At 69.0% G+C, this 14,227-nt stretch carries 14 protein-coding genes; 8 read left to right on the forward strand and 6 right to left on the reverse strand.

Annotated features, from left to right (window positions below; all coding sequences use genetic code 11):
* Positions 1-50 precede the first annotated feature (50 nt).
* From ACFVJ5_RS08930 to ACFVJ5_RS08950, 5 genes are all read left to right on the forward strand, one after another.
* On the forward strand, positions 51-968 hold the full coding sequence (locus tag ACFVJ5_RS08930) for an alpha/beta fold hydrolase (RefSeq protein WP_379219300.1): 918 nt from the start codon (positions 51-53) through the stop codon (positions 966-968).
* Between the two features lie 120 nt (positions 969-1,088).
* Positions 1,089-1,736, forward strand: a complete 648-nt coding sequence (locus ACFVJ5_RS08935; protein ID WP_379219301.1) for a fasciclin domain-containing protein — start codon at positions 1,089-1,091, stop codon at positions 1,734-1,736.
* 113 nt (positions 1,737-1,849) lie between these two features.
* Positions 1,850-2,497, forward strand: coding sequence for an ECF RNA polymerase sigma factor SigK (gene sigK, locus ACFVJ5_RS08940; protein ID WP_379219302.1), 648 nt, complete (start codon positions 1,850-1,852; stop codon positions 2,495-2,497).
* A complete protein-coding gene (locus ACFVJ5_RS08945; RefSeq protein WP_379219303.1) occupies positions 2,494-3,225 on the forward strand; it encodes an anti-sigma factor domain-containing protein in 732 nt (243 codons plus the stop codon). The genes sigK and ACFVJ5_RS08945 overlap by 4 nt, the downstream gene beginning before the upstream one ends.
* Before the next feature lie 48 nt (positions 3,226-3,273).
* Positions 3,274-4,815, forward strand: coding sequence for a molybdopterin-dependent oxidoreductase (locus ACFVJ5_RS08950; RefSeq protein ID WP_379219304.1), 1,542 nt, complete (start codon positions 3,274-3,276; stop codon positions 4,813-4,815).
* A 10-nt stretch (positions 4,816-4,825) separates the two neighbouring features.
* Here the strand turns inward: ACFVJ5_RS08950 and ACFVJ5_RS08955 are convergent, their stop codons facing one another.
* Together ACFVJ5_RS08955 and ACFVJ5_RS08960 are read right to left on the reverse strand one after the other, a co-directional pair.
* On the reverse strand, positions 4,826-5,110 hold the full coding sequence (locus tag ACFVJ5_RS08955; RefSeq protein WP_379219305.1) for a hypothetical protein: 285 nt from the start codon (positions 5,108-5,110) through the stop codon (positions 4,826-4,828).
* The gene (locus tag ACFVJ5_RS08960) at positions 5,107-5,466 is read right to left on the reverse strand and encodes an ArsR/SmtB family transcription factor (protein WP_379219306.1); all 360 of its coding nucleotides are present in this window, start codon (positions 5,464-5,466) and stop codon (positions 5,107-5,109) included. The genes ACFVJ5_RS08955 and ACFVJ5_RS08960 overlap by 4 nt, the downstream gene beginning before the upstream one ends.
* A gap of 86 nt (positions 5,467-5,552) precedes the next feature.
* Between ACFVJ5_RS08960 and ACFVJ5_RS08965 the strand changes: the two genes are divergently transcribed.
* Positions 5,553-6,617, forward strand: a complete 1,065-nt coding sequence (locus ACFVJ5_RS08965) for a magnesium and cobalt transport protein CorA (protein WP_379219803.1) — start codon at positions 5,553-5,555, stop codon at positions 6,615-6,617.
* 14 nt (positions 6,618-6,631) lie between these two features.
* On the opposite strand, the gene ACFVJ5_RS08970 is transcribed toward ACFVJ5_RS08965, so the two are convergent.
* The 4 genes from ACFVJ5_RS08970 to ACFVJ5_RS08985 all read right to left on the reverse strand — a co-directional run bounded on the left by ACFVJ5_RS08970 (position 6,632) and on the right by ACFVJ5_RS08985 (position 12,384).
* Positions 6,632-6,955 (reverse strand): hypothetical protein, encoded by a 324-nt coding sequence (locus ACFVJ5_RS08970; protein ID WP_379219307.1) that lies wholly within the window; start codon positions 6,953-6,955, stop codon positions 6,632-6,634.
* Between the two features lie 199 nt (positions 6,956-7,154).
* Positions 7,155-8,252: a methylmalonyl Co-A mutase-associated GTPase MeaB gene (gene meaB / locus ACFVJ5_RS08975; RefSeq protein WP_379219308.1), complete on the reverse strand. Its 1,098-nt coding sequence runs from the start codon at positions 8,250-8,252 to the stop codon at positions 7,155-7,157.
* Positions 8,249-10,513: a methylmalonyl-CoA mutase gene (scpA, locus tag ACFVJ5_RS08980; RefSeq protein WP_379219309.1), complete on the reverse strand. Its 2,265-nt coding sequence runs from the start codon at positions 10,511-10,513 to the stop codon at positions 8,249-8,251. Before scpA ends, meaB begins: the two co-directional genes overlap by 4 nt.
* Positions 10,513-12,384, reverse strand: a complete 1,872-nt coding sequence (locus ACFVJ5_RS08985; RefSeq protein WP_379219310.1) for a methylmalonyl-CoA mutase family protein — start codon at positions 12,382-12,384, stop codon at positions 10,513-10,515. Before ACFVJ5_RS08985 ends, scpA begins: the two co-directional genes overlap by 1 nt.
* A 173-nt stretch (positions 12,385-12,557) precedes the next feature.
* On the opposite strand from ACFVJ5_RS08985, the gene ACFVJ5_RS08990 reads away from it, so the two are divergent.
* Together ACFVJ5_RS08990 and ACFVJ5_RS08995 are read left to right on the forward strand one after the other, a co-directional pair.
* Positions 12,558-13,232: a TVP38/TMEM64 family protein gene (locus ACFVJ5_RS08990; RefSeq protein WP_379219311.1), complete on the forward strand. Its 675-nt coding sequence runs from the start codon at positions 12,558-12,560 to the stop codon at positions 13,230-13,232.
* Between the two features lie 52 nt (positions 13,233-13,284).
* Positions 13,285-14,223: a hypothetical protein gene (locus ACFVJ5_RS08995; protein WP_379219312.1), complete on the forward strand. Its 939-nt coding sequence runs from the start codon at positions 13,285-13,287 to the stop codon at positions 14,221-14,223.
* Positions 14,224-14,227 lie beyond the last annotated feature (4 nt).

Below are 14,227 nucleotides of genomic sequence, written 5' to 3' on the forward strand. Positions count from 1 at the left end.
CCGGCTGTGGAGGTCGTCTGTTCCAGAGACGCAACCGCAGAGGAGTCGCCATGCCGCTTCATGGTCAGGGATCGTTCGAGCACATGGTCACCGTCGGTGATGTCGACCTGTGTGTGAGCGCCTTTGGGGACCGGCGCCGGCCGCCGGTGCTGCTGCCGAGCACGTCGAGGTTGTGCTGGGAGGACCGGTTCTGCGATCGGCTCGCCGACGCGGGCCGGTTCGTGCTGCGCTACGACATGCGCGATACCGGCCGGTCGACCGCCTACGCGCCGGGCTCTCCCGGCTACAGCCTGCGGGATCTGGTCGCGGATCTCGTCGGGCTGATGGATGTCTTCGAACTTCGGCGAGCCCACCTGGTGGGTTTCTCGGTGGCCGGATGGATCTGTCAGCTCGCCACCCTCGACCACCCCGATCGGGTCTCGGCCCTGACGCTGATCAACACCCGTCCGACCGCCCCCGGCCCGGCCGACCCGGACCTGCCCGAACACTCGGACCGGATCATGACGTTCTTCACCGAGAGACCCCACCCCGACTGGTCCGACCGGGCGGCGGTGATCGACTACGGCGTGGAACAGGCCCGGGTTCGCGCGGGCACCCACGGATTCGACGAACAGCAGGCACGTCGGCACGCGACCCGCATGGTCGACCGCACCACCGACTCGGCTTCCAGCATGCTCAACCTGGCATATGTCGAGGCCGGCGACCGGTGGCGGGAACGCCTGGGCGAGATCGCCGTGCCGACTCTCGTCGCGCACGGCACCGACGACCCGTTCTTTCCCTACGGCAACGGACAGGCCATGGCTCGCGAGATCCCCGGCGCCGATCTGCTCCCGCTGACCGGCATCGGCCACGAACTTCCCGACACCACGTGGGAACGACTGCTCGCCGCCATGCTGCTGCTCCACCCGGAATCGGTGACCGAGGACGGTGCCGGACGAGGGTCGGCCGATTCGACACCGGAGCGCTAGCGCCATGTCGGAAATATCGACGGCACTCGTCGGCAGTCCGAACCGCCGAGCCAGCCGAACTCCGTTGCATCCAACATCTACGCGGCACCTCGCCGCCTCGACGGAAGTGACGGAAACACCATGCGATCTCTGCCAAAAGCCCTCGTGGCGGCGATGCTCCTCGGCTCGGCACTCGGCCTCTCGGCCTGTTCCGACGACGACTCGAGCACCACAGCCGCGACCTCCTCCGCGCCGATGACGTCGGCGCCGATGACCACCGGCGCGTCCGCCGCCGCCGACCTCGTCGGGCCCGGCTGCGCGGCATACGCCGCCCAGGTGCCCAGCGGTCCCGGCTCGGTCAGCGGGATGGCCCAGGAGCCGGTCGCCGTCGCCGCGTCCAACAACCCGATGCTCACCACCTTGACCTCGGCGGTCTCGGGCAAACTCAATCCCGAAGTCAATCTCGTCGACACCCTCAACGGTGGCCAGTTCACCGTCTTCGCGCCCGTCGACTCGGCGTTCGCGAAGATCGATCCGGCCACGATCGACACGCTGAAGACCGACTCGGCTACGCTCACCTCGATTCTCACCTATCACGTGGTGCCGGGCCAGATCTCGCCGCAGAGCATCGCGGGCACGCACAAAACAGTCCAGGGCGCCGACGTGACGGTCAGCGGCTCGGGCGACACGCTGAAGGTCGGCGACGCGAACGTGATCTGCGGTGGCGTGCGCACCGCGAACGCCACCGTGTACATGATCGACAGCGTGCTCATGCCGCCCGCGGCGTGATGACGGCGACGGCGCTTTTTCGGGCGTCGCCGCGGAAATATCTCGGCGGCGCCCATCCGAACCCGAAGGCAGGCCGAAATCCCTCTCATGCTGATGCAAGCAGGGACCATCCGATGACGGCCCGGCGCGGCTCCGCACCGATCAACCTGCGATCGGTCACCGAGCCCGCTCCGGCCTGCCCGACGGGCGACCGCCGCGACCATGCCGTCCAAGAACGGCTGATCGACCTGCTCGACGACGTCGCGGCAGGCGATCGGGCGGCGTTCGCCGAGTTCTACCGCGCCACCAGCCCACGGGTCTTCGGGCTCGCGCTACGCGTGGTGCGCAACCACGGCGCCGCCGAGGACATCGCTCAGGAGGTGTTCCTCCAGGTCTGGTCGCTGGCCGGACAGTACGACGCGACCAAGGCCAGCCCGATCGGCTGGCTGATGATGCTGACCCATCGGCGTGCGGTCGACCGGGTACGGGCCGAGCAGTCGGCCACCCGCCGCGACATCGTGTTCGGCCACGCCCACCTCGGCCGCGACCACGACGTGGTGGCCGAGGAGGTCACCCAGCGACTCGACGAACAGTCGGTGCTGGACTGTCTGCAGACCATGACCGAACTCCAACGCCAAGCGGTGGCGCTGGCCTACTACGGCGGGCGCACCTACGTCGAGGTCTCCGAGACGTTGGCGGTGCCGTTGCCGACGGTGAAGAGCCGCATCAAAGATGGCCTGAAAAGGCTCGAGAACTGTTTGACCGGAGGGAATACCCGATGAGCGAGACCGATCGGCGGACCCCTTGGTCGTGGCTGGACGAGGCCTACCCCTATGCCATCGATGCGCTGGATCCACCACAGCTACAGGCGCTCGAGGAGTGGCTCGATGCCGCCGGACCCGACCGCGTGGCCGAGTTCCAGACCGCGGTCCACCGCATCCAGGAGACGATGGCGGACCTGACCGTGTTCGACTCGGTCCCGCCACCGGCACGCCTGGAATCCGCACTGATGCGGGCGCTGGACCGGTACGACACACAGGCGCATCCGCTCGCGCGGCGCGGCGCGCCCGGTAATCGCTGGCACCTTCGATGGTTGACCGTCGCCGCCGCGGCGATCGTGGCGGTCGGTGCCGGTGTCGGTATCGGGGTGGTGCTCGAACGCGCGGACGACGGTGCGGGTGCGGTCACCGCGCAGCAGGTGCTCGACCAGCCCGACAGCCGGGAGTCCTCGGTGGCCGTCACCGGTGGCGGCGCGATGACGGTGTACGAGTCGAAGTCGCTGGGCGCGGCCGCGGTGTCGTTCCAGGACATGCCCGCGCTGCCTGCCGATCGCGCCTACCAGCTGTGGCTGATACGTGCGGGCACACCGACATCGGTGGCGGTGATGGACGGTCCGGCCTCGGTCGTGACCACGGTCGACGTCGCCGACACGCTCGCGGTGACGGTCGAACCCGCCGGTGGTTCACCCGGGCCGACCACCTCACCGATCGTCAGCATGACAGTCGGCTGACCTGCTGCGGCGGGCCGTGCCGACACTCGAAACCCCAGGAGTGACAGCATGGTCCGCCGTTTCCGCTTCACGCATCGCCATCCGGGCCGGCTCGCGGCGGCACTCGCGGCCGCGGCCGCCGCCGCGCTGGTTCTCGGAGTCGGGCATCTCGTCGCCGTGTTCATCGATCCGGCCTCCTCGCCCTTCTTCGTCCTCGGCGCCACCGTGGTCGACCACACGCCGAAATGGTTGAAGGACAGCGCGATCCGCTGGTTCGGCACCAACGACAAACTGGCGCTGGCCATCACGATGGCCGCGGTCATGGCCGTGGCTGCCGCGATGATCGGCCTGGTGGCCCGCCGCAGCCCGGCATGGGCGGCCGGGCTGCTCGGCGTTCTCGGTATGGCCGTCGGGGGCTTGGCGCTGCTCCGACCCACTGCCACACCGCTGTTCGTCGTTCCGGCGGTGGTCGGGTCACTGGCGGGAACGGCGGCGCTGTGCGCGCTGTTCCTCGTGCCCGCCGAGGTCGACCGGCAGGCCGGGCCGACGCGGCGCGGGTTCCTGCTCGCCCTCACGGCCGTGGCGGCCGGCGCCGTGGCGGCAGGCGCGGCGGGCCGGGTCATCGGCAGCCGCCTGCGCGATATCGCCACCGACCGGGCGGCTTTCGTGCTCCCTCAGGTCGCCGCCCCGGTGCCGCCGGTCACCCCCGAGATGGACCGAGTCGTGCCCGGACTCACCCGATTCATCACTCCCGCACAGGATTTCTATCGCGTCGACACCGCGCTTCAGCTTCCGTCGTTGACTCGCGCGCAGTGGCGGTTGCGCATCCACGGGATGGTGGAGCGCGAGATCCGTCTCGACTTCGACGAATTGAGCTCCCGGCGTGCGGTCGAATCGCTCATCACGCTCACCTGCGTCTCGAACGAGGTCGGTGGCGATCTCGCCGGAACCGCCCTGTGGACCGGATACCGCCTGGCCGATCTCCTGGCCGAGGCGGGACCTTCCCCTGACGCCGACATGATCCTGTCCCGCAGCGTCGACGGTTTCACCGCGAGCACACCATCGGCAGCCGTGCTCGGCAACCCCGACGCCCTGCTCGCCGTCGCGATGAACGGCGAGCCGCTCTCCGTCGCTCACGGCTACCCGGCGCGGATGATCGTGCCCGGCCTCTACGGCTATGTCTCGGCCACCAAGTGGGTCGTCGATCTGGAACTCACCAGGTTCGACCGCGACCAGGCGTACTGGACCCAACGCGGCTGGGCGACGCGGGCACCCATCAAAACCGCATCCCGGATCGATGTCCCGGCGGCGTTCGCCCACCTCGACGCCGGTCCGGTGGTCGTGGCAGGCGTGGCGTGGGCCCAGGGCCGCGGGATCGACGCCGTGGAAGTCCAGGTCGACGACGGACCGTGGCAACCGACCACACTCGCCGCGGCCTACTCCCTCGATACCTGGCGCCAGTGGACCTGGACGTGGGATGCCTCGCCCGGCACGCACTCCCTTCGCGTGCGCGCGGTCGACGCCACCGGATCGGTGCAGACCGACGCCAGGGCGACCCCGTTCCCCGACGGCGCGACGGGCAGGCATTCGCGCGTGGTCATGGTGCGGTGAGCGATGTCGCTCAGGCCTGGCCGACGAGATAGGCCACCAGGGCATCGACGAGGCCGAGGGTGCCTTCCTCGCGCTGGGCACCGGTGTCGAAACCGTCGAGGTGGGCGCCGAATTCGACGAGCGTGAGCTTGGCGATCGAGGACTCGCCCTGCTCCCACCCTTCTTCGCCGCCGAACCACTTCGCCGTGACGGCGGGGTCGGCGAAGGCCTGGAAGACGACGGCGGGCGCGACGGGCACCTCGCGTTCGATGGTGAACTGGGCGTGGTTGATGGAGCGGGTCACCGTATCGGTCATTGTTGTTCTCCCTCTGGGTTTCTGGTCGATTCCACGAGCAGTGCCGTGAGCCGGTCCACCTGCCGTTGTGCCGGTGGACGTTGGTCGTGCAGCCATTCGATCGCCGGCCCGAAGGCGTCCGGCACCAACTGGTAGGTGCGCACGCGGCCGATCTTCGCCGAACTGACGAGGCGACCGGCCTCGAGCGCTTTCAAGTGCTGCACGATCGTCGGGAGCGCGACCTCGAACGGTGCGGCGAGATCCGACACCGATGCGGGCCCACGCGCCAGCCGTTCGACGATCGCGCGACGTGGGTCGATCTGCGCAACCCCCGCTTCGGTTGCGTCCGCGTCGGCCGCCGTGGGATGCTGCGGCACGATCGAAGAGAGCGAGGTGAACGGTGGTCGACGGCCCTCGCGTCACACCCGCTCCCCCCGCGACCCGGCGCGGCATCGGAGCCCGGGTGGCGGATTCGCCGTTCCTGTCGCGCAGCCGACGGCGAGTGGAAGTCGTTCCCAAACCCTCGGTGCCGACCGCGCGCGCCATCATCGACTGCGCCGCCTATGTCGACGGCAAGCGCCTGCCCGGCCGATTCACCCCCGAGACCGCACTGGCCGAAATCCGTAGGCGTGGTACGGGTTTCGTCTGGATCGGCCTGTTCGAACCGGACCTGCACCAGATGGGCGAGATCGCCGCGACGTTCGGGCTGCACGAACTCGCCGTCGAGGACGCCGTCACCGGCAGGCAGCGCCCGAAGTTCGAACGCTACGACGACACCATGGTCACCGTGATGCGGACCGTCGCCTACGTCGAGCACGATATGCACACCGTCAGCGAGATCGTGCAGACCGGCGAGATCATGGTCTTCCTCGGCGCCGATTTCGTGGTCGCGGTCCGCCACGGCGAACACAACGAACTCACCGCCGTCCGGCACCGGCTCGAAGCCGAACCCGACCGTCTCGCGCTCGGCCCCGGCGTCGTGCTGCACGCGATCGCCGACCACGTCGTCGACACCTACATCGACGTCACCCAGGCGACCGAGTTCGACGTCGAGTCGATGGAGGAAGAGCTCTTCAGCCCGCGGAGCAAGATCCCGATCGAGGCCATCTACCAGCTCAAACGCGAGATCGTCGAGTTACGCCGCGCCGTTCGCCCGCTCGCGGGCCCGCTGCAAACCCTCACCGCGCCGCGCACTCCCCTGCCCAAGGAAGTGCGCCGCTACCTGCGCGACGTCGCCGACCACCACAGCGGCGTCGCCGAACGCATCAACGACCTGGACGAAACCCTCACCACCCTCGTTGGCGCCGCGGTGGCCAAGATCGCCGTCCAGCAGAACACCGACATGCGCAAGATCTCCGCCTACATCGCCATCCTCGCGGTTCCCACCATGATCGCCGGCATCTACGGCATGAACTTCGATCACATGCCCGAACTCCACCAGACCTGGGGCTACCCCGCCACGGTGTTCGTCATGCTCGCCATCTGCACCGCCCTGATCATCACCTTCCGACGTGTCCGCTGGTTGTGAAAGTCCGACCCCGGTCAGACGAGTCGACCCCATCGGGTCGCCACGAACCCGCAGAGTGCGATGGCGGTGCTCATCCGCTTCCAGAGCCGCACCATCGCGAGCTCGAGGATGATGCCGATGCGGTCGGCGCAGGTGGTGGCCTCCGCCAGCGCCATCCGGTCATAGACCAGGGCTGGGTCACTGAGGATCTCGTCCAGCCTCAGTCCCGATATCGCCTGATCGGATGTCAGGCCGAGTTCCGGCAGCCAGGTGAGCCGCCAACGACCGTCGCCCCCGAGAATCGCCCGCTCGGGCGTCCTGTCGCTGCTCATCATCCGATTCGTGCGGAAGATCGTCATCACTGCCTCCTCGGCCGTCAGCTCTCGACGTCCACTTCCGAGGATCCTTGAAAATCGGCTCAGACAACAGCTGGCAAAGCAGTCGGAATCAGACTATGATCCACAAACTCCCACGTGAAAGCCAAAATTCTGGGCGATCACCCTAGGGGTGACTCGATGACACCACAACCAGCTACCGATGGGCACCGTTGCAGGTACCTCAACTCCGGTCGAAGGCCGTGAGGATCTGTTCGGCGGCGAGGGCGGGGGTGAGCGTTCCAGCGCGGACGGCCGATTCCACCTGCGCGCGAACCTCTTTCACGTTCGGATTGTCGGCCAGGCGGCGCAGGATCTGGTCGTGGACCATGGTCCAGGTCCAGTCGACCTGCTGGCGGCGGCGCTTCTCGGCGAATTCGCCCGCGTCGGTGAGCACCCGGCGGTGATCGAGGACGGTGTCCCAGAACTTCTCCAGGCCAACGCCTTCCAGGCCGCTCATGGTGAGCACCGGTGGCTTCCACAGGGCGTCGTGCGGGTGAATCAGGCGCAGCGCGCCTGCCAGTTCGCGGGCCGCGCCTTTGGCCTCGATCTCGTGTTTGCCGTCGGCCTTGTTGACCGCGACGAGTTCGGCCAGTTCCAGCACGCCCTTCTTAATGCCCTGCAACTGATCTCCGGTGCGAGCCAGGGTGAGGAAGCAGAACACGTCGACCATATTGGCCACGGTCACCTCGGACTGGCCGACGCCGACGGTCTCCACGAGGATCACGTCGTATCCGGCGGCCTCGAGCAACACGATCGTTTCGCGGGTCGCCTTGGCTACGCCGCCGAGGGTGCCCGCCGTCGGGGACGGCCGGATGAACGCGTCGGCTTCCAGAGACAGCCGGGCCATGCGGGTCTTGTCACCGAGGATCGAGCCGCCGGTGCGGGTCGAGGACGGGTCGACCGCGAGGACCGCGACTCGATGCCCCTTGGCCAGCAAGTACATCCCGAGCGCGTCGATGAACGTCGACTTGCCGACGCCGGGAACACCGGTGATGCCGACCCGGTTCGACACGACACTGCCCGGTTCCGCCGCCACCCGCAGCAGCAACTGCTGAGCCAGTTCCCGGTGATCGGAGCGGGTGGATTCGACCAGGGTGATCGCGCGAGCCAGCGCCGACCGCTCACCGGCTCGGACCTGCTCGGCGAGCGCGCCGACATCGATCGTGCGGCGAACGCCCACGGCGGTGCGTCCCTCGTTGCGTGGCGAGCCTACGCCCGCGGTGGTCCCGAGCCGGGGGTGCGCGTCGGCACCCCCGGCTACCTGTGCGGCGTCGCTCATTCGGCTGTGCCGCCACCGATCTCGTGCCCGAGTGCCGCGCCCAGCTTCTTCAGCAGGTCGATGGCCGCGTCGGCGATGACGGTGCCGGGCGGGAAGATCGCTGCCGCGCCTGCCTCGTAGAGCTCGTCGAAGTCGCCGGGCGGAATCACGCCGCCGACGATGACCATGATGTCGGGGCGACCCACATCGGCCAGTGCCTGCCGCAGCGCGGGCACCAGCGTGAGGTGACCGGCGGCCAGCGAGGACACACCGACGATGTGCACGTCGTTGTCGGCCGCCTGCCGCGCCACCTCTTCGGGCGTCTGGAACAGCGGGCCCACGTCGACATCCATGCCGAGGTCGGCGAACGCGGTCGCGATCACCTTCTGGCCACGGTCGTGCCCGTCCTGGCCCATCTTGGCGACCAGGATGCGCGGACGACGCCCCTCGGCCTCGCCGAATTCCTCGACCAGCGCGATGGCCGCGCCGATATTGGATGCCTTGCCTGCTTCGTCACGGTACACACCGGACAGGGTACGGATTTCGGCCTGATGGCGGCCGTACACCTTCTCCAGCGCGTCGGAGATCTCACCGACGGTGGCCTTGGCGCGGGCCGCGTCGATGGCGAGCGCGAGCAGATTGTTCTCCATGCCGCCTTCGGTCGCCGAAGCCGCACGGGTCAATTCGGCCAGCGCCCGCTCCACGGCGACCGAATCACGGTCGGCGCGAAGCCGTTCCAGCTTCTCGATCTGCTCGGCACGCACCCGCGAGTTCTCGACCTTGAGGACCTCGACCGCGTGATCCTCTTCGACCTGGTACTTGTTGACCCCGATCACCGGCTGCTGGCCGGTGTCGATGCGCGCCTGGGTCCGCGCGGCGGCCTCTTCGATGCGCAGCTTCGGAATGCCTTCCGAGATCGCCTGTGCCATACCGCCGTGCGCCTCGACCTCGGCGATGTGGGCGCGCGCCCGCTCGGCGAGCTGGTGGGTGAGCCACTCGACGTAGTACGAGCCGCCCCACGGGTCGATCGGGCGGGTGGTGTTGGACTCCTGCTGGATGAGCAGCTGGGTGTTGCGGGCGATGCGGGCGGAGAAGTCCGTCGGCAGCGCCAGGGCTTCGTCGAGCGCGTTGGTGTGCAGCGACTGGGTGTGCCCCTGGGTCGCGGCCATCGCCTCGATGCAGGTGCGCGCCACATTGTTGTAGGCGTCCTGCGCGGTCAGCGACCAGCCCGAGGTCTGCGAATGTGTCCGCAGCGACAGCGATTTCGCGCTCTTGGGTTCGAACTTCGAGACCAGCTCGCTCCACAGCAGCCGTCCCGCGCGCAGCTTGGCGACCTCCATGAAGAAGTTCATGCCGATGGCCCAGAAGAACGACAGGCGCGGTGCGAACTTGTCGACATCCATGCCCGCGGCGATACCCGCGCGGATGTACTCCACACCGTCGGCGAGGGTGTAGGCCAGCTCCAGATCGGCTGTCGCACCGGCCTCTTGGATGTGGTAACCGGAGATGGAGATCGAGTTGAACTTCGGCATCTTCGCGCTGGTGAAGGCGAAGATGTCGGAGATGATCCGCATCGAGGGCTTGGGCGGGTAGATGTAGGTGTTGCGGACCATGAACTCTTTCAGAATGTCGTTCTGAATGGTTCCGGCCAGCTGCTCGGGGGTCACGCCCTGCTCTTCGGCGGCGACGACGTAGAGCGCCAGGATCGGCAGCACCGCGCCGTTCATGGTCATCGACACCGACACCTGGTCCAGGGGGATCTGATCGAAGAGCTGGCGCATGTCCAGGATCGAGTCGATCGCGACACCGGCCATACCGACGTCACCTTGGACGCGGGGATGGTCGGAGTCGTAGCCGCGGTGGGTGGCGAGGTCGAACGCGACCGAGAGCCCCTTCTGGCCCGCCTGCAGGTTGCGGCGGTAGAAGGCGTTGGAATCAGCGGCGGTGGAGAAGCCCGCGTACTGGCGGATGGTCCACGGCTGATTCACGTACATGGTCGGGTACGGGCCACGCAGGAACGGCGCGACGCCGGGCACGGTGTCGAGCGGATAGCCCTGCGCGACAACAGCATCCCGATCGGCCTTGGTGAACACCGGCGGAACGTCGATGCCCTCCGGGGTCGACCAGACCAACTGCTCGGACGTGGTGTGGTTCGCCGTCGCCGCGTCGGCCACGAAGGCGCGGACCTGCTCGGCGTCGACATCGGCCGACGCGGGCGCGTGGTCGGTGAGCGGCACCTCGGCGAAGCTGCCGATGACGTGCTCGATATCGGACGTGGTCATCAGGCTCCCACCTTCTCCAGCAGCTGCGACAGGACCGCGACCGCGTCGATGCGCAGGGCCAGGTACCCGTCGGGACGCTGCGTCCCGCTGTATTGCTCGACCGACTTCTCCGCTCCGGCCAGCAGCACGGTCTCGATTCCGGCGGCGCGCAGGGCATCGGTGGCGGCCCCCGCCTGTTCGCCGTAGCGCTTGTCGGCACCACACAGCACCGCGAACCGCGCACCGGATTCCGCGGCGGCGGCAGCGATGGCGTCGATCGTGAGGGGGCCGGGGTTGACCGACTCGATCCCGCCGGACGCCAGCACGTTCGCGGTGAAGATGGTGCGCGCGTTGTGTTCGGCCACCGGGCCGAGCGGCACGATCAGTGCCTTCGGGCGGGCGCCGTTGGCGGCCAGGTAGGCATCGGAGCGGTTGCGCAGCGCTTCGAAAGCAGCGCCGTAGCGCGCGTTCGGACCCGGTTCACGGGCCTGCTCCGACAGCGGGGTCTCGGCGAGGTTGGGGAACTCGTTGACACCGGTGACCGCGGTCCGGCGGTGGGCGACGTCGGCGGCGCGCGTGGCGGCGGTCTCGGCGATCCGGGCCGCGAGCACACCGGCGTCGAGCGCGGCGAGGTAGCCGCCCGCCGACTCGAGTTCCTGCATGAACTCCCATGCCTTGGCGGCGAGTTCGTCGGTCAGCTTGTCGACGTACCAGGAACCGGCGGCCGGGTCCTGCACGTGCCCGAGACGGGATTCCTCGAGCAGCAGCAGCTGGGTGTTGCGAGCCAGGCGCTGGGAGAACGTCGTGGATACGCCGAGTTCGCCCGCGGGCAGGGCCGCGTCGAAGGGCAGTACGGTCACCGAGTCGGCACCGCCGACGCCGGCGCCGAACGCGGCGAGCGTGGTGCGCAACAGGTTCACCCAGGGATCGCGCTGGGTCATCATCGCGGCCGAGGTGATCGCGTGCTGCGGGGCGGCGCCGAAGGCGGGCGCTCCGGAGACCTGGGCCACTCGGGCCCACAGGCGCCGGGCCGCCCGGAATTTCACGATGGTGGCGAACTGGTCGTCGGTCGCCGCGAAGCGGAACTCGAGCTGGCCGAACGCGTCGGCGATGTCGACCCCGGCGCCGGTCAGCAGACGCAGGTAGGCAAGGCCGGCCGCGACGGCGGCGCCCACTTCCTGTGCGTCGGCGGCACCGGCGTTGTGAAAGGCGATGCCGTCCACCGTGATCGCGCGGACCGTCTCGGGCCGGGCGATCGCCCGCACGGCCAGCGCCACGGTCGCGGCCTGGTCGAGGTCTTCGGCACCGGTGAAGGCGCTGGTCAGCGGGGCGGCGCCGAGGCCGACCCGGATCTGCGTGCGATCGGCGATCGAGTACCCGTCGAGGACGTCGAACACCCGCTCGGCGGCCGTGCCGGTCGCCGCACCTGCCACCAGCGTCAGCGGGGCCAGCTCGAACAGCAGGCCACGCAGGGCGAGGGGGATGTCGTCGACGGCGACGCCGTAGGCGCCCACACCGAGCGCGATCGCGCTCACGCCGTTCTCCAGACCGGTCAGGATCGCCCGGTTGGTGGCCTCGGCGTCGTCCTCACCGGCGAACGCGCCGACGAACCAGCCGCGCTGCGGGTCGCGGGTGGCGTCGCCACCGCGCACATAGGGGAAGGCGCCGGGCAGCGGCTGCTCGGGCAGCTCGTCGCGGCGGGTGTAGAGCGGGGCGATCGTGAGCCCGTCATAGGTGGTCTCGTCGAGCAGATGTTCCGGTTCGGCGGGGAGCTCGGAAGCCTCGACCCGTCGCGCTTTCGCCAGCACACCCGCCACGCCCTTGCGCCACGCGGCGTACTCGGGCACCGGATCCGGTGCGAGCCCCGCCCCGGACTCTGAACCAATCGGCATAGCTGCTGTTCTCTCTTCCATTCGACGACCGCACCCCGGTGTGCTGCCGGTCCGTGAAATCCCACAAACGGGCCCACAGCGAACCAGGATGTATCCGGTTCCCTCATGATGCTATCTGTGACAGGGTGTCCACCCACCCGGGCCATCCCCTACCGGCCGGTACGCTCACCCGGGTGTCTCGACTGATCCGCTCCCCGCGCCTGCTCATCGCCCTGGCCGGGCTCGCCGCGCTGTTCGTGGTGGCGATGCTGGTTCCGTTACCGGGCCCGCAGCAGATCCGGGACTGGGCCGGCGACGCCGGGCCGCTGTTGCCGTTGCTGTTCTTCCTCTTCTATGCGGTGGTCGCCGTCGCGCCCGTTCCGCGCACCGTGCTCACCGTGACCAGCGGCGTTCTGTTCGGTCCGATCCCCGGTTCGGTCATCGCCATGGCCGCCACGGCGGTGAGCGCGACCGTGGCGCTGCTCGGGGTACGCACGCTGGGCCGCGACCGGGTCGCCGAACACCTCACGCATCCCGCGGTGCGGGCGGTCGATGATCGACTGGCCCGCCGCGGCTGGCTCGCGGTGGCCGCACTGCGCCTGATCCCCGTCGTCCCCTTCTCGATCCTCAACTACTGCTGCGGCCTGTCGTCGGTCCGCCTCGCCCCGTATCTCGCTGCGACAGTGGCCGGTTCGGCCCCCGGCACGATCTCGACGGTGGTGCTGGCCGGCTCCCTGGCAGGCGACAGCCACCCGATCGCGATCACCGTGTCGGCCATCTGCCTGTCGGTCGGGCTGATCGGGCTGATCGTGGACCTGCGGCTACCGGTCGACCCGGCAGCGTCGGAGCCCGAGCCCGCCACCTCCTGACCGACGGCGCGCCTCCGCCGAGCCGTCGCGATCGCGCGGATAATCCCAGGTCATGGCGATCACGGTGGGACGCAGATCCGCACTCGCACTGCTGGCGGGACTCCCCCTCCTGGCAGCGGGCACAGCCCGCGCGCAATCCTCGCTCGGCCCGGGGGTGGGCATCGACCCCCACCGCACCCCGGTCCGGTACACGATGACCGCCTTCCGTGCCGACAGCGATACCACCCTCGCGGTCTACGAGTCCGCCGACGGCACCGATTTCACCCCGGTCAGCGAGCACGCGTACACACCGCCGGCCGGCCTGGTCCGCGATCCGAGCGTGCTGCTGCACACCGACGGTCACTACTACCTCACGTACACGATCGCCGGTGACGCCACCGCGATCGGCTTGGCCCGCAGCCACGACCGGATCACCTGGACGTTCCTCGCCACTGTGCCGATGCTGGTGGCGGGCAGGCTCGAAGGCGCGTGGGCGCCGGAGTGGTACGCCGACGCGGCCGGGCGGGTCGGCATCATCGTGTCACTGACCTGGGGACACGGCTTCACCCCGCATCTGCTCATCCCGCTCGATGCCGGGCTCACCGTCTGGGCGCCGCCGGTGCCGATGCTCGGGCTCGGCCCCGCCGGGCCCGGCTCACTCGGCCATATCGACACCACATTGGTCCGCCTGGACGGACGTCTGTTCGCGTTCGTGAAGAACGAGGACTCCAAACTGATCGAACTCGCCGTCGCCGACCGGCCGCTCGGGCCGTACAGCTTCCTTGGCACCGGCGACTGGGCGGGCTGGGGCGGGCCGCGGGAGGGACAGTCGATCGTCCGGCTTCCCGACGGCGGGCACCGCATCTACCTGGACGCCTACACCGAGGGCCGGTACTACTTCAGCGACAGCTACGACGGCTTCCGCACGTGGTCGCCACCGGTCGAACTGCCAGGTCTGTCGGGTCTCATCCGGCACGGCACCGTCCTGACCGAGTTCAGCTCGGTGATCTGAACTA

Origin of the sequence: Nocardia sp. NPDC127606, assembly GCF_042671725.1 — a bacterium.
GTDB lineage: Bacteria > Actinomycetota > Actinomycetes > Mycobacteriales > Mycobacteriaceae > Nocardia.

Coding starts and splice junctions, on each gene's coding strand:
- ACFVJ5_RS08930 (WP_379219300.1), top strand. CDS start 51: ATGCCGCTTCATGGTCAGGGATCGTTCGAGCACATGGTCACCGTCGGT.
- ACFVJ5_RS08935 (WP_379219301.1), top strand. CDS start 1,089: ATGCGATCTCTGCCAAAAGCCCTCGTGGCGGCGATGCTCCTCGGCTCG.
- sigK (WP_379219302.1), top strand. CDS start 1,850: ATGACGGCCCGGCGCGGCTCCGCACCGATCAACCTGCGATCGGTCACC.
- ACFVJ5_RS08945 (WP_379219303.1), top strand. CDS start 2,494: ATGAGCGAGACCGATCGGCGGACCCCTTGGTCGTGGCTGGACGAGGCC.
- ACFVJ5_RS08950 (WP_379219304.1), top strand. CDS start 3,274: ATGGTCCGCCGTTTCCGCTTCACGCATCGCCATCCGGGCCGGCTCGCG.
- ACFVJ5_RS08955 (WP_379219305.1), bottom strand. CDS start 5,110: ATGACCGATACGGTGACCCGCTCCATCAACCACGCCCAGTTCACCATC.
- ACFVJ5_RS08970 (WP_379219307.1), bottom strand. CDS start 6,955: ATGACGATCTTCCGCACGAATCGGATGATGAGCAGCGACAGGACGCCC.
- meaB (WP_379219308.1), bottom strand. CDS start 8,252: ATGAGCGACGCCGCACAGGTAGCCGGGGGTGCCGACGCGCACCCCCGG.
- scpA (WP_379219309.1), bottom strand. CDS start 10,513: ATGACCACGTCCGATATCGAGCACGTCATCGGCAGCTTCGCCGAGGTG.
- ACFVJ5_RS08985 (WP_379219310.1), bottom strand. CDS start 12,384: ATGCCGATTGGTTCAGAGTCCGGGGCGGGGCTCGCACCGGATCCGGTG.
- ACFVJ5_RS08995 (WP_379219312.1), top strand. CDS start 13,285: ATGGCGATCACGGTGGGACGCAGATCCGCACTCGCACTGCTGGCGGGA.